Annotated in this window: 13 protein-coding genes; 8 read left to right on the top strand and 5 right to left on the bottom strand. The window is 43.4% G+C overall.

All coding sequences use genetic code 11. The annotated features are described in order from the left end of the window. Nucleotides 1-6: 6 nt before the first annotated feature. Both ABUE20_RS01150 and ABUE20_RS01145 read right to left on the bottom strand, forming a co-directional pair. Complete coding sequence (locus ABUE20_RS01150) at nt 7-588, bottom strand: aminodeoxychorismate/anthranilate synthase component II (protein ID WP_498038919.1); 582 nt, start codon at nt 586-588, stop codon at nt 7-9. Then, nucleotides 581-2,161, bottom strand: coding sequence for an anthranilate synthase component 1 (locus ABUE20_RS01145; RefSeq protein ID WP_408617960.1), 1,581 nt, complete (start codon nt 2,159-2,161; stop codon nt 581-583). The genes ABUE20_RS01150 and ABUE20_RS01145 overlap by 8 nt, the downstream gene beginning before the upstream one ends. A gap of 222 nt (nt 2,162-2,383) precedes the next feature. Between ABUE20_RS01145 and ABUE20_RS01140 the strand changes: the two genes are divergently transcribed. The 6 genes from ABUE20_RS01140 (at nt 2,384) to ABUE20_RS01115 (ending at nt 6,806) form a co-directional block, all read left to right on the top strand. Next, a complete protein-coding gene (locus ABUE20_RS01140) occupies nt 2,384-3,220 on the top strand; it encodes a PHP domain-containing protein (protein WP_408617959.1) in 837 nt (278 codons plus the stop codon). A gap of 11 nt (nt 3,221-3,231) precedes the next feature. Next, nucleotides 3,232-3,852 (top strand): L-threonylcarbamoyladenylate synthase, encoded by a 621-nt coding sequence (locus tag ABUE20_RS01135; protein WP_408617958.1) that lies wholly within the window; start codon nt 3,232-3,234, stop codon nt 3,850-3,852. A 23-nt stretch (nt 3,853-3,875) separates the two neighbouring features. Beyond that, nucleotides 3,876-4,712, top strand: a complete 837-nt coding sequence (locus tag ABUE20_RS01130; RefSeq protein ID WP_408617956.1) for a segregation and condensation protein A — start codon at nt 3,876-3,878, stop codon at nt 4,710-4,712. Continuing rightward, complete coding sequence (scpB, locus tag ABUE20_RS01125) at nt 4,702-5,262, top strand: SMC-Scp complex subunit ScpB (protein ID WP_408617955.1); 561 nt, start codon at nt 4,702-4,704, stop codon at nt 5,260-5,262. The genes ABUE20_RS01130 and scpB overlap by 11 nt, the downstream gene beginning before the upstream one ends. A gap of 26 nt (nt 5,263-5,288) precedes the next feature. After that, nucleotides 5,289-6,143 carry a 23S rRNA pseudouridine(2605) synthase RluB gene (gene rluB, locus ABUE20_RS01120; RefSeq protein ID WP_408617954.1) on the top strand — a complete coding sequence of 285 codons (855 nt, stop codon included), beginning with the start codon at nt 5,289-5,291 and terminating at the stop codon, nt 6,141-6,143. Between the two features lie 237 nt (nt 6,144-6,380). Then, on the top strand, nt 6,381-6,806 hold the full coding sequence (locus tag ABUE20_RS01115; RefSeq protein ID WP_408617953.1) for an Hsp20/alpha crystallin family protein: 426 nt from the start codon (nt 6,381-6,383) through the stop codon (nt 6,804-6,806). A 57-nt stretch (nt 6,807-6,863) separates the two neighbouring features. Here ABUE20_RS01115 and ABUE20_RS01110 read toward each other — a convergent pair whose 3' ends face one another. Continuing rightward, entirely contained in the window at nt 6,864-7,460 is a 597-nt protein-coding gene (locus ABUE20_RS01110) for an isochorismatase family protein (RefSeq protein WP_408617952.1), read from the bottom strand. A gap of 102 nt (nt 7,461-7,562) precedes the next feature. On the opposite strand from ABUE20_RS01110, the gene ABUE20_RS01105 reads away from it, so the two are divergent. Further along, complete coding sequence (locus ABUE20_RS01105; protein ID WP_408617951.1) at nt 7,563-8,147, top strand: cysteine hydrolase family protein; 585 nt, start codon at nt 7,563-7,565, stop codon at nt 8,145-8,147. Between the two features lie 361 nt (nt 8,148-8,508). Here the strand turns inward: ABUE20_RS01105 and ABUE20_RS01100 are convergent, their stop codons facing one another. Continuing rightward, nucleotides 8,509-9,870, bottom strand: a complete 1,362-nt coding sequence (locus ABUE20_RS01100) for a Fic family protein (protein ID WP_408617950.1) — start codon at nt 9,868-9,870, stop codon at nt 8,509-8,511. A gap of 273 nt (nt 9,871-10,143) precedes the next feature. Between ABUE20_RS01100 and ABUE20_RS01095 the strand changes: the two genes are divergently transcribed. Beyond that, entirely contained in the window at nt 10,144-10,530 is a 387-nt protein-coding gene (locus ABUE20_RS01095) for a DUF4870 family protein (RefSeq protein ID WP_408617949.1), read from the top strand. A 7-nt stretch (nt 10,531-10,537) separates the two neighbouring features. Here the strand turns inward: ABUE20_RS01095 and ABUE20_RS01090 are convergent, their stop codons facing one another. Then, the gene (locus ABUE20_RS01090; RefSeq protein ID WP_408617948.1) at nt 10,538-12,370 is read right to left on the bottom strand and encodes a sensor domain-containing phosphodiesterase; all 1,833 of its coding nucleotides are present in this window, start codon (nt 12,368-12,370) and stop codon (nt 10,538-10,540) included. Nucleotide 12,371 lies beyond the last annotated feature (1 nt).

Raw genomic sequence — 12,371 nt, 5'->3', positions numbered from 1 at the left:
CTCCTGTTAACAACTGACCCAGTCGAGTGTTTGTTGTAAGAGTTGTTCACCTTGACTGGTTAAAATGGATTCGGGATGAAATTGAAATCCGATCACCCGATCATTTTGATTGAGAACGGCCATTGGCATCCCTTGGTACTGTGCACAGATTTCTAGTGAATCGGGTACTGATGTAGCGACCAGCGAGTGGTAACGAGCCACCGGCAATGGATTGGATAGTCCTTGAAACATGGCCGCTCCGGAGTGTTCAACTAATGATGCTTTCCCATGTACCGTTTCTGTCGCCTTGCCGATGGTTCCACCATAATATTCAACAATGGCTTGCTGTCCCAGACAAATTCCAATCATTGGGATTTGGCCACGACATAGTCCGATAAGTTCCAGCAAACATCCAGACTGAGATGGATTGCCTGGCCCCGGCGAAAGGACGAGCACAGGATCGTCCTCGTTGTCTAACTGACTTTTAATATGTTCGGCAGGCAGACTGTTTCGATAAATTTTAACGGGATATCCCATTGCTCGAAATTGATCGACCAAGTTATAAGTAAATGAATCAAAATTGTCGAGAAGATAGATTGTTTTAGCCACGAGAAACTTCCTCCAGAGTAGAGCCATGAGCCCGGGCGATAGCATTGATAACCGCGGCTGCTTTTTTACGGGTTTCGTTTGCTTCTTCAAGGGGGACCGAGTCATAAACAACTCCGGCACCGGCTTGAATTTGCGCAACTCCATCTCGAACAAATGCAGAACGGATTACGATGCAGGTATCCATTGTCCCTTCTCCGGTTAAGTAACCAACGGCTCCACCATAGCTACCACGTCGAGTTTTCTCGGTTTGACGGATTAATTTGGCTGCGCTGATTTTAGGAGCTCCGGTTAATGTTCCCATATTCATACTGGCTTGATAAGCGTGTAATGCATCTAAATCCTGACGTAGTGTACCGACGACCCGAGAAACCAGATGCATGACATGGCTGTAGCGATCCACTTTGAGTAAGTCGGCAACATGTCGAGTTCCTGGTTCACTGATGCGAGCAACATCATTTCGGGCCAAATCGACTAGCATCACATGTTCGGCGGTCTCTTTTTTATCTAATCGAAGTTCCAACTCCAGACGGCTATCTAAATCAAGATTGATGGAACCATCTGGATTGAAACCGCGGCCGCGAGTCCCTGCAATCGGGTAAATTTCGACCTGACGGGTTTTTGCTTCATATTTGATGGCGCTTTCAGGTGAGGCTCCAAAAATGGCGAATTGCGGATCGTTCAGATAGAACATGTAAGGACTGGGATTGGTTTCTTTTAATACGCGGTAAGATAAAAGAGAGTGTGGGCAATCGAGGAAAAAGCTACGGGATGGAACCACTTGGAAAATATCGCCGTTGATAATCGCTTTTTTCAATTGCGTCACGGCTTCTCCATATTCTTCATCACTCATATTGGAGTGCACATGACTTTGGTATTCACCGACTTCAACCGTTTGTGGTTCAGGTCCTTTCTCACAGGCTTGCTGTAGCGTGTCCAGACGAGCATTGAGGGCTAGCCGATATTGTGGATGATCGCTGAATAAACTACCGATGAGCTGAGTTTGTTGGGTCTGATGATCGATCAGTAACAGTGTTTCAGCGAGATAGAATTGAAAATCAGGAAATGTATTTTTACCTTCGGCTACTTCATCCAGTTGTTCAAAACTGGCAATGAAATCAAAGCTGAAAGCTCCTCCAAGGAACAGACCATTGCTGTGTGTCGCCAATGGGCCATATAGATGAATGAGTTCTCGAAGCGCGCTGACTGGCGACAGAGCCTTCAGTCGGCTGTCTTCATCTAATGTCGGATCAGGAAGTTTGAACTCAAGGACCAGTTGCTCGGCACTAGACGCTTTAATGAGTGGCGGTAAAAAATGTTCTGTCAGTGTCAGGATCACTTGTTTACCATTATCGGATAGTGCCTGAAAAGTAACAGTTTGTTCCTGACATATGATTTTGACGGCGCAGTCAGCAATGAGCAGACTTTTTAGATCAGTTTTACTGTGGATTTCAGCTGATTCTAATAGCATGCTTTCGCGGTCATCATGATGCAATTGTTCATACAGTGCCAACGGATCTTCTACATAGGCTACTTGTCTGATGATGTTGGTCAGGGTGGGTTGATGCCCTGTCATAATTTTGTCTCCTGCCGATAATAAAAAACCCGCTTAGAAGCGGGTTTTTGAATTTGATTAGCTTTTAGATACGCACAACAAATCACTCCCGCTTAAGTTGGAGAGTGCCACCACCAGACTTTAGAAATGATGATTGAAGTTGTCATGTTTATCCTCGACTGATTTAATAGTGTTAGTAAACCGGAAATGGCCGTAAAAAGTCAAGAATAAATTATAAGAATTATGCGAATAGACCTGCATTGTCACACCACGGCTTCAGATGGAGCCTTAACACCAGAAGAACTGGTATTACGAGCCGAAAATCAACAACTGGATTATCTGGCGATTACGGATCACGATACCACCGCGGCATTGGCCGATGCCGAGCAGGTTGCTCGGTCAGTTCAAATAATCAGTGGAGTCGAAATTTCCACAGGGTGGAATAGTTTTGATATTCATATTGTCGGATTAGGGTTTGATCGTCATCATAGCGAGTTACTTGAGGCATTGGTATTGCAGCGACAGAAGCGGGATGAACGGGCTCAGGAGATCAGTCGTCGTCTGGAAAAACGAGGGATTGAGCCAGTTTATCCTCGAGCACTGGCCTTAGCTCATGGCGGATCAGTCACTCGGGCGCATATTGCGCATGTATTATTGGAACGGCAAGTAGTTGATTCGTTTGAAAAAGTTTTTCAAAAATATATGACTCGTGGTCATCCCGGGTATGTTCCGAATCAATGGATGTCCATTGAGCAGGCCGTATCACTGATCCATCAAGCGGGTGGTGTCGCCGTATTGGCCCATCCGCTCAGTTATCAATTATCGAACAAGTGGTTACGGCGATTGATTGGTGAATTTGCTAAAGTAAAAGGGGATGCCATAGAGATTGGCATGCCTCAGATGAAGCCGGATCATCAGCGATGGCTGACGGAGCTGGCCAGAGAGCATCATTTGGATGCTTCGGTTGGGTCTGATTTTCACCGGCCTTCGCCGTGGCGGGAACTGGGGCGGTATTTAGCGTTGCCGGATTCTATTCGACCCGTATGGGAACGGCTAGCGTTATCGAATGTATTAAAATAAGGTAAATGCTTATGAGTCAATTTTTTCAGGTTCATCCAGAAAATCCGCAGGCCCGTTTAATGAGTCAGGCGGCCGCTATTATACGGGATGGTGGAGTCGTGGTGTATCCGACTGATTCCGGTTATGCGATTGGTTCGTTGGCCGGGGATAAACATGCACTAGAGCGTATTATTCGGATTCGTCAACTAGATGCTCACCATCATTTAACGTTGATGTGTCGGGATTTATCCGAATTATCGGTTTATGCGCGGGTTGAAAATACGGCATTCCGATTGTTGCGGAATAACACTCCGGGGCCTTACACATTTATTCTTCGAGGAACCAAAGAAGTGCCTCGGCGGCTACTTAATGCCAAACGTAAAACGATAGGGCTGCGGGTTCCAAATTCACCGATTGCATTAGCGTTGTTGGATGCATTGGGGGAACCGATGTTGTCTGGGAGTTTAATTTTGCCCGGCAATGACTTTACCGAGTCTGATCCGGAGCAGATCCGGAATCTACTTGAAAAACATGTCGACCTGATTATTGACGGGGGCATTATTGGTGAACAACCAACCACGGTGATCGATTTGTCTAATGAGCAGGTCGAAGTGATCCGCCACGGTAGTGGTGATGTATCTCCATTCATTTAGACATCAGAAGAAGGGAGAACGGATTGGGTAATGAAATCCCTGTGGCTTTGGAACATACGCCGCAGCAGTTGGTGCTGGCCACTGTTAATGGAGAACCGTGGCTAGAAATCCCGGGCGATCTTTATATTCCGCCGGATGCCTTAGAGGTTATTCTGGAACGTTTTGAAGGACCGCTGGACTTATTGCTGTATCTTATCCGCCGTCAGAGGCTCAATATTGTTGAACTGCCGATTGTAGAGATTACGCGTCAATATATGAGCTATGTTGCGACGATGATCGATTTAAAATTGGAGTTGGCGGCCGAGTATCTGGTGATGTCTGCACTTTTGGCAGAGATTAAATCCCGGATGTTGCTCCCTAAACCCGAATTGGATGAGCCGGAAGAAGATCCCAGAGCCGAACTGGTTCGTCGTTTACAAGAATACGAACTCTATAAAAATGCAGCGGAACAGGTTGATTTAATTCCCCGGGAGCAGCGTGATTTTTTTGTTGCCAATCTGGATAAACCGGAGCACTTGCCACAGCAAATAATGTATCCGGATGTGGACATTGCCGAATTACTAGGGGCATTGTCTGTTGTATTGGAAAGGGCTAGTCAGTTTGAGCGTCATGAAGTAAGCCGACAAAAATTATCAACCCGACAGCGCATGAGCGAAATTTTGGATAAACTTCAGGTTGGTGTATTAACGGAATTTTCAGCACTATTTACCGAAAGTGAGGGACGGATGGGGGTCATTGTCAGTTTTATGGCGATTTTAGAGTTGACTAAAAACCAATTGATTCGCTGTTTGCAGAGTGCACCTCTAGCGCCAATCCAAGTGACACTATACGAAGCCGAGAATCCCGTGCATGGTGAATAAAGAACGCCCTGATTTTGTCGCGTTGATTGAAGCTGCTCTATTTGTTGCTGGTAGGCCGTTAACCATCGCTGATTTACAGCAGAGTGTGTTGGCTGAATTTGGGCTAGCAAAAGGGCAAGTATTGATGTTATTGGAAGAAGTCGCTTCTCGTTATCAGGGCCGAGGTGTTGAACTTTTGGAAGTTGCCAGTGGCTGGCGGTTTCAGGCTCGGACAGAGTTTGCTCCTTATTTGGCTCAATTATGGCAGGAGAAACCATCGCGTTATAGCCGGGCTTTACTGGAAACACTCACAATTATTGCTTATCGGCAACCGGTGACGCGAGGGGAAATTGAAGCCATTCGGGGAGTTACAGTAAGTTCCGGTATCATTAGTACATTAAGAGAACGAAACTGGATTAAAGACGTTGGTCATAAAGAAGTTCCGGGGCGACCAGCGTTACTAGCAACGACCCGAGAATTTTTAGACTACTTTGGATTGAAAAGCCTTGATGAGTTACCACAATTAGATCAATCTTTACTTGAAAAAATTCCCGAGGACTTTCAGACTTAGCCCACTTTTTTAAGCGGATATCAAAAATGAGTGAAAAATTACAAAAAATCCTTGCCCGATGTGGCCTAGGCTCCCGTCGTGAGATGGAGGCGGCTATTGATGCTGGCCGAGCTAGTATTAACGGTCAAGTTGCAAAACTTGGCGATCGTGCGGAAGCTGAAGATGTTATTCGCTTTGATGAGCAAGTCGTGGATACACAGCGGGCTGCCAATGAGCCGTGTCGAGTGCTCATCTATCACAAATCGGATGGCGAAATTTGCTCTCGTCATGATCCGGAAGGTCGAGCAACCGTATTTGATCGCCTGCCGCGTTTACGGACGGGGCGGTGGATTGCTGTGGGCCGACTGGATGTGAATACTCAGGGATTGCTTTTGTTCACCAACGATGGTGAGTTAGCTAACCGGTTAATGCATCCTAAATTTGAAATTGAGCGGGAATATGCCGTTCGTGTTTTTGGTGAAATTACTGATGCCATGGTGCAGCGTTTAAGAATGGGGATTACTCTTGACGATGGTGAAGCTAAATTTACCAGTGTCAAACGCCAAGGAGGCGAAGGGATGAACCAGTGGGTTAGTGTGACACTCAATGAAGGTCGAAATCGAGAAGTCCGCCGGATGTGGGAAGCCCAGGAAGTTCAGGTCAGCCGCCTGATTCGGACGCGTTATGGTCAGATTGGTTTACCAAAATCACTTCCGCGTAGTGCCTGGAAAGAAGTCGATTTAGAGACTGTGAATTATTTACGCCAGATGGTTCATCTTCCCGCCGAGGAGAAAACATTACTGAAAGTAGGGGATAAGGTCCGTAATCGAAGTGCTCGAATCCGCCGTTCTGTGCGTAAATATCAAATTCAGAAACGCCAGAATGATCGCTCTGCGAATTAAAGAGTTATTTCTTTCGTGGTGCGTTTGGGCTCAATCTGAACGGATTGTTATTGCTGTATAAGTTTATAGCTTAATTCTTGCAAGCTAACGACCTCATTTTTTAGGCTAGAAAATCTAGCCTAAAAAATTACTTGAATTCCCCTTGAAATTAATGCGCTCATCCCCAAATGATAGATAGGCAATCATGGATTGCCTGACAAGTTAAATGATTGTGGTTTTCCAAGTGAGGAGGTTGTTATGAAATTACGTCCGTGGAATCCTACTGAAGAATTTGACGATCTATTTAGTCGGGTTGGTTCTTTAATGAATTGGCCAAGTCCGTTCAGTGGTGCATCTCGCAGTTGGCTTCCTGCGACTGATATCAGTGAAAATGCAGGGCAATATATGCTGAAAGTTGAGTTGCCGGAAATGCGTAAAGAAGACATTCAGTTGAGCATTGAAGATGGCTATCTGGTGCTGAGTGGTGAACGTAAACATGAAAAATCAGATGAAAAACAGCATCTGAGTGAACGTTTTTATGGGCAGTTCACCCGCCGTTTTCAGATCCCTGATAATGTTAAAGTGGATAAAATTGACGCCAAATTCGATAGTGGCATGTTGTATCTCACATTGCCGAAAACAGAGCAGAAAGCTGAAAGTCGTCAGCGAATTGATATCCACTAACGAACCCACAATGCCGCCTGAAGGGCGGCATTGTCACGTTTGTATTTTGGATCTGTCTTAAAGCAGTTGATCGGAACTTATGAGTATTGCCCCGCTTTCTAGCATCTTTTCCAGTGCTTGTTTCCCATCCGTTTCGCGTACGTTGACAGCGGCCATCGCATCGGTTAGTAAGTAACAACTAAATCCGTGTTTAAGTGCATCCAGAGTGGTTTGTAACACGCAATAATCAGTTGCTAATCCACAAATTAATAATCGAGTGATATTAAATTGTTGCAGTTGTTCCGCTAGATGAGTCCCTTGAAAGGCTGAATAGGCATCTTCTTGCGCTGCTCTGGCTTTGGAAACGATGAAGGCTTGGGTTGGCCAGTTAATTTGTCGTGAGAAAGCAGCACCATGTGTATTGGCAACGCAGTGACGAGGCCAAGGTCCTGCATATTCACTGAAAGAGCAATGATTTTCAGGATGCCAATCCCGACTGAAGATAATGAGCTGGTGGGTTTTTTCAAATAAAGTAATGGCCTGATTTAAAGGCGGAAGAATTCTATCAGCCTGGTCGATACCTAATGTCCCCCCTGGCAAAAAATCATTTTGCACATCGACAACAAGTAATGCATCCCCAGGTTGGGGTAAAAAACAATGGTCTGATTCAGACATCACAAATTCCTTATTTTGTGGAATAAAACCGATCATTACCTCTTTTGATAGTGCAAACATCTATGGTAGTTTGCAAGCATTTAGCTGCTGAAAGGGCTGCATATGACCTATGATCAAAAGTTGTATCAACAAAGCGCTTTATTAGTGATTGATGTTCAACAGGGATTATTTGATCCAGCGCCTGCAGATCGGGATGAAATTGTTGAAAACATTAATACCTTAATTCAAGCTTCTCATGCAACAGGTGTCCCTGTGATTTTGATTCAGCATCATACACCTAATAATGCTGAATTAGGTAAAGGAAGTCAGGCTTGGCAGCTTTATGATGGCCTATTGGCTCATGAGACTGATTTCCATGTGGATAAGAGCACCCCAGATTCATTTTTAAGAACATCTTTAAATTCGTTATTAGCTAGCCTGGAAGTGACTCATCTGATTGTGAGTGGATATTCGAGCGAATTTTGTATCGATACCACGGTTCGGCGGGCCGCCGGGCTAGGGTTCTATGTGACGCTTGCCGCCGATGCACATACCAGCCATGATAAAGTTCATGCGACGGGTTTCCAGATCCGTCAACATCACAATTTGACATTATCAGCCATGAGTAGTTTTGGGGTTCCGATTCAGGCATTGGATACGGATCTCATTTGTCAGCGGTATTTGACAGTGGTGCGTAGTCCTCACTAAGTGAGTTTTATTTCATGGTTTCTCGAAGAGCATTCTTGGATTTCATTTATCTTGGGGTCAGCTACGTGATTCGTACCATTTTTTGGGGCTAATGTTTGATATTTTTATCATACGATATCCTTAATGCAATAGTAGTATTTCATACTATGTGCATCTCTGATGAGTGTATGAAATCTCACGGTTACCAACTTATCAGAAGGACAAGTAAAGGAGTATGAAGCCTTAGGAAACGAAAATGTACCCGGATAAAATTGTTGAGGCTTTATACGGCTCAATTTAATTATTTTATATCAATTCAAACGGATTTTTGAACATGAACGTGATAGCGCTTATGCTCTCTGATACTTTCATCGGGTTAAGATTATATTTTCAATTGTTCTCTAAGGCTTGCAGGTGCTATATAAACGACACCTCTGTGACCTTTTTGATTTGTGGTCATTAAAAGGCCCTCATCCACTAAGGTATTGAGATATGTGCGGGCAGTGTTCTCATTCACATCTAAATCTTGAGCTACCAATTTTGCAGTAAAAGTGCGACCAGGTTGTTTTACTGCGGTTTTTAATATATCTATAGCCCCATTTTTGAGCCGTTTAGATACAGGGCTCTTATCAATCCATTCCTTAAACTGATAAAATTCGGTTCTCTTTTTCTCTATGTATTGATGCAAGGCATTAACAGCTTTGATAATGATTCCTGTTTGGTTATAAAGAAAATAGGTCAGATCATTGGAATCTGATTCCGTGTATCTATATGCCAAGTCATAGTCCGCTCTATTTTCCTGAATCAGCTTACTGATTGAAACGTATTCAAACAACCAATAACCACGTTTTAGCATGAACCAATAAAATAAGGCTCTTGCCGTCCTACCATTTCCATCACCAAATGGGTGAATATACCCAATCATAAAGTGGAGCATAATGGCTTTTAGAACAGGATGGATAAATCTGTTAGATTCTGGCTCGGCTGTGTTTTCATTCGCGAATTCACACAGAGAACTTAGCCTGTCCTTCAGCTCTTTGTAAGAAGGTGGAATATGAGCGACTTCATTGTATTGGTTCGATACGGAGACTGAATCATCTTTACGTAGTTCCCCAGGAATCGCTTCATTTTCTATTGCATTAAAAGTTGCAATAGAATGTAATTCAAAAATTAAGTCTATTGTTAATGGTTCATCTTTAATTTCTACCGCGCGCTTCATCAACCGGAAATTATTAACAATCATCTGTTCAGACTTATCTTGTGGTTTCCGCCTAGTTTTTAACATTTCTTTAGCTACTTTGCGGGTTGTTGATGCACCTTCAAGTTGAGATGAAGTAATAGCTTCTTCCATCATTAAATTGCTAACAAGGTATCTGTCTTTGTCTCGGGAGCTTACAAAGAGACTATCGCCAATTTTTTGACCACCACCAGTTTTTATATCAATATAATGTAAATTTGCCCATAAAGAATCAGGCACACAGAATTTGAAGTGCTCATCATGTTTGGCTGTTAATTTTATAAGATCTTTCGATATGGAATTACGTGAAAATTTTGTTCCAAACCATGCTAATTCCGCATCTACATCTTTGCCCTGACGCCATTTAAACTTATCCCAATGTAGATACTCACCTTGATCTGTAGTTGGTTTTGCCGCATTAGCGAGACGCAACATCTGTATGGCATCCAGCTTTCTAACTTTAGCTAAAACATCTTCTTTATTGGGTGGGGTTCTAAATCGGGCCATACCAACTCCATAAATCAATATGTTACATTAAAACATAATTTTTATTTTTTAAGTTTAAATTACACTCAATACGTTCACAACTTAATTTTAAAAATTTACGTTTTATAGTAATTTAATAATCCCATACACCATCTAAGACCGATGTGTTCGATGACAAAACAACGTTGTTCATTTCCATAGTTGTCCTTCATCGGTGGCGGATTGATTGGGCTCGCGTTAAGCATGCAGGATGTATATACTTTAAGGTAAGTTAGCTGCACGATAGGTGAAGTAATGAACCAATATGATCGAGCATACACGGTTCCTTATGTAATGTCGGAATATGAGATCGATGCCAAAAATCATGCCCTGGTTGCTTATATTTTAATGACTATAGGGCTGTTTACCGGTGTTTTATGGTTCGTCGGTGCGATTTGGGCCATGGTTAAAATTAGTGATGCAACGGGTACTTTATTTGAAGATCATTATCGCAATATGATCCATGTTTTTTGGTGGTGGATTGGTTGGTCGGTCGTTGGTTTTGCGCTGTCTATTATTTTAGTCGGGTATCTGGTCATTTTTCTGACTTGGCTTTGGTCTCTCTATCGCATTATTAAAGGATTAGCCAGAATAACGAGCAATCGTTCATACAAAGGTGCCTGTTTTCAGCCCGTTATTTAATTTTAAATCACGGTTGTTCTGGGGGGCGATAGTTCTCTAGCATGCCAATGGGCACCGGTTTGGCATAAAACCATCCTTGGGCATATTCAGCATGATGTTGCCGTAAAAAGTCGGCCTGCGCTAATTCTTCAACTCCTTCTGCTATGACGTGTTTATTCAGACTGTGGGCCAGAGCAATCGTGGCTCGGGTGATGACGGCATCCCTTTCCATTGTAGTGACCCCATTGATAAAAGAGCGATCAATTTTTAGGATCCCTGCGGGGAGTAGCTGCAGATAACGCAAGGAAGCATGCCCAGTACCGAAATCGTCAATCGCGAAGCGGATCCCGGAATTCTGTAATTTTTTCATCTGACTGATGGCAAGATCAATATCATTAATGACCGAATGTTCTGTCACTTCAAATTTCAGACACTGAGCCGGAAGCTGATATTTAGATAACATTTCCAATACAAAATCAGTAAAGTTTAAATCCAATAGATCAGCGCTACTAATATTGACGGACATATAGGTTGGTTGGGGCAGTTTTTGGTAAACGGAGGCAAACTCCTTACAAGTTGTTTCAATGACCCAACGGGAAAGCAACTGAATAATGCCACATTCTTCGGCAATCGGAATAAACTCAACAGGTGAGAGATATTCCCCTTTTTTCCATTGCCAGCGAATTAGTGCCTCGACTCCAATCATTTGACCATCGATCAAACGAACAATGGGTTGATAGACCATCTCAAAACCATCTTCATGGATTGCTTCTCTTAGCCGTTTCTCTATTTCAATACTTCGTTCTAATAGTAATTCTTGTTTAGGATCATGACTTTCAAAGCTGATCCCGTTGGGCAGTTCCGGGGCTGAACGCATGGCAGTATTGGCGCGATTTAGGACTTCATCAGCGATATTAAAGTCTTCAGAGATTGATGCCATTCCGATGGAGCAACAAATTAATAGCGAGGGTTCTCGTATGACTAGAGGGGCCTCCAGTAAACTACGTAATCTGAGCAAAAATTTAGATTGAGATGAATTTCCATTGGACTGAAGCAAAATAGCAAATCGATCATCTCGCATCCGGGCAAAGAGTGCATCTTGGGGCAATAATGGTTTGATCTCTTTAACTAGGATCCGTAATAACTCATCACCAAATGCTCGGCCATAGATTCGATTAATCACCCGAAAGCGTTGGATATTCAATAAAAATAGTTGGTAGCCCTGATCGGCCATATTACGACAGACTATTTCTAGACGATGAATTAATAATTGCTGGCTGGGTAAGCCGGTTAACGGATCATACAAAGTTTGCTCTAAGAGCTCATTTTGTGATTCGACAATTTTCTGATCGCGCCATAGTTCGCCACTAATGACTTTTGCAACAATCATCATTTGCTGGATTTGGTCCGGCGTAAAGTGATGGGGACGACTATCTAAAACACAAATAGTGCCAATAGGCAGTCCATTAGGACTAACGATCGAACAACCGATATAACTGCGAATATGGGGGGCATCTGTGACCAGTGGATTTGCATAAAAGCGTTTATCCTGAGTCGTATCTTCAATGACGAGAAAACCGGATTTTTCATTGATGGTATGAGCGCAGAACGACCATGATTTAGGATGTTCCTGATGTTGCAATCCTATTTTAGATTTAAACCATTGTCGTTTATCATCTACCAATGTCAGCAGGGCACTTTGGCCTCCGGCAATATGTTTCGCCAGCTTGACCAGCAAGTCGAAACGGTCTTCTGGTGCTGTGTCCAAGACATTTAATTTCTTGAGTTCAGCCAGCCGAAGTTCTTCCTGCTCGGTACTCATCGCTGCAATCCATCCAGGTTTGATCTCCTGATAGGTCATA

It is taken from the genome of Celerinatantimonas marina (genome assembly GCF_046054165.1).
In the GTDB taxonomy this organism is placed as follows: domain Bacteria; phylum Pseudomonadota; class Gammaproteobacteria; order Enterobacterales; family Celerinatantimonadaceae; genus Celerinatantimonas.
Note: the sequence above shows the minus strand (reverse complement) of the source record. Positions and strands in the feature narration are given on the sequence as shown.

Excerpts from the sequence above, each read along its gene's own strand:
- ABUE20_RS01145 (WP_408617960.1), bottom strand. The coding sequence starts at position 2,161 with ATGACAGGGCATCAACCCACCCTGACCAACATCATCAGACAAGTAGCC.
- ABUE20_RS01140 (WP_408617959.1), top strand. The coding sequence starts at position 2,384 with ATGCGAATAGACCTGCATTGTCACACCACGGCTTCAGATGGAGCCTTA.
- ABUE20_RS01135 (WP_408617958.1), top strand. The coding sequence starts at position 3,232 with ATGAGTCAATTTTTTCAGGTTCATCCAGAAAATCCGCAGGCCCGTTTA.
- scpB (WP_408617955.1), top strand. The coding sequence starts at position 4,702 with ATGGTGAATAAAGAACGCCCTGATTTTGTCGCGTTGATTGAAGCTGCT.
- rluB (WP_408617954.1), top strand. The coding sequence starts at position 5,289 with ATGAGTGAAAAATTACAAAAAATCCTTGCCCGATGTGGCCTAGGCTCC.
- ABUE20_RS01115 (WP_408617953.1), top strand. The coding sequence starts at position 6,381 with ATGAAATTACGTCCGTGGAATCCTACTGAAGAATTTGACGATCTATTT.
- ABUE20_RS01110 (WP_408617952.1), bottom strand. The coding sequence starts at position 7,460 with ATGTCTGAATCAGACCATTGTTTTTTACCCCAACCTGGGGATGCATTA.
- ABUE20_RS01105 (WP_408617951.1), top strand. The coding sequence starts at position 7,563 with ATGACCTATGATCAAAAGTTGTATCAACAAAGCGCTTTATTAGTGATT.
- ABUE20_RS01100 (WP_408617950.1), bottom strand. The coding sequence starts at position 9,870 with ATGGCCCGATTTAGAACCCCACCCAATAAAGAAGATGTTTTAGCTAAA.
- ABUE20_RS01095 (WP_408617949.1), top strand. The coding sequence starts at position 10,144 with ATGAACCAATATGATCGAGCATACACGGTTCCTTATGTAATGTCGGAA.
- ABUE20_RS01090 (WP_408617948.1), bottom strand. The coding sequence starts at position 12,370 with ATGACCTATCAGGAGATCAAACCTGGATGGATTGCAGCGATGAGTACC.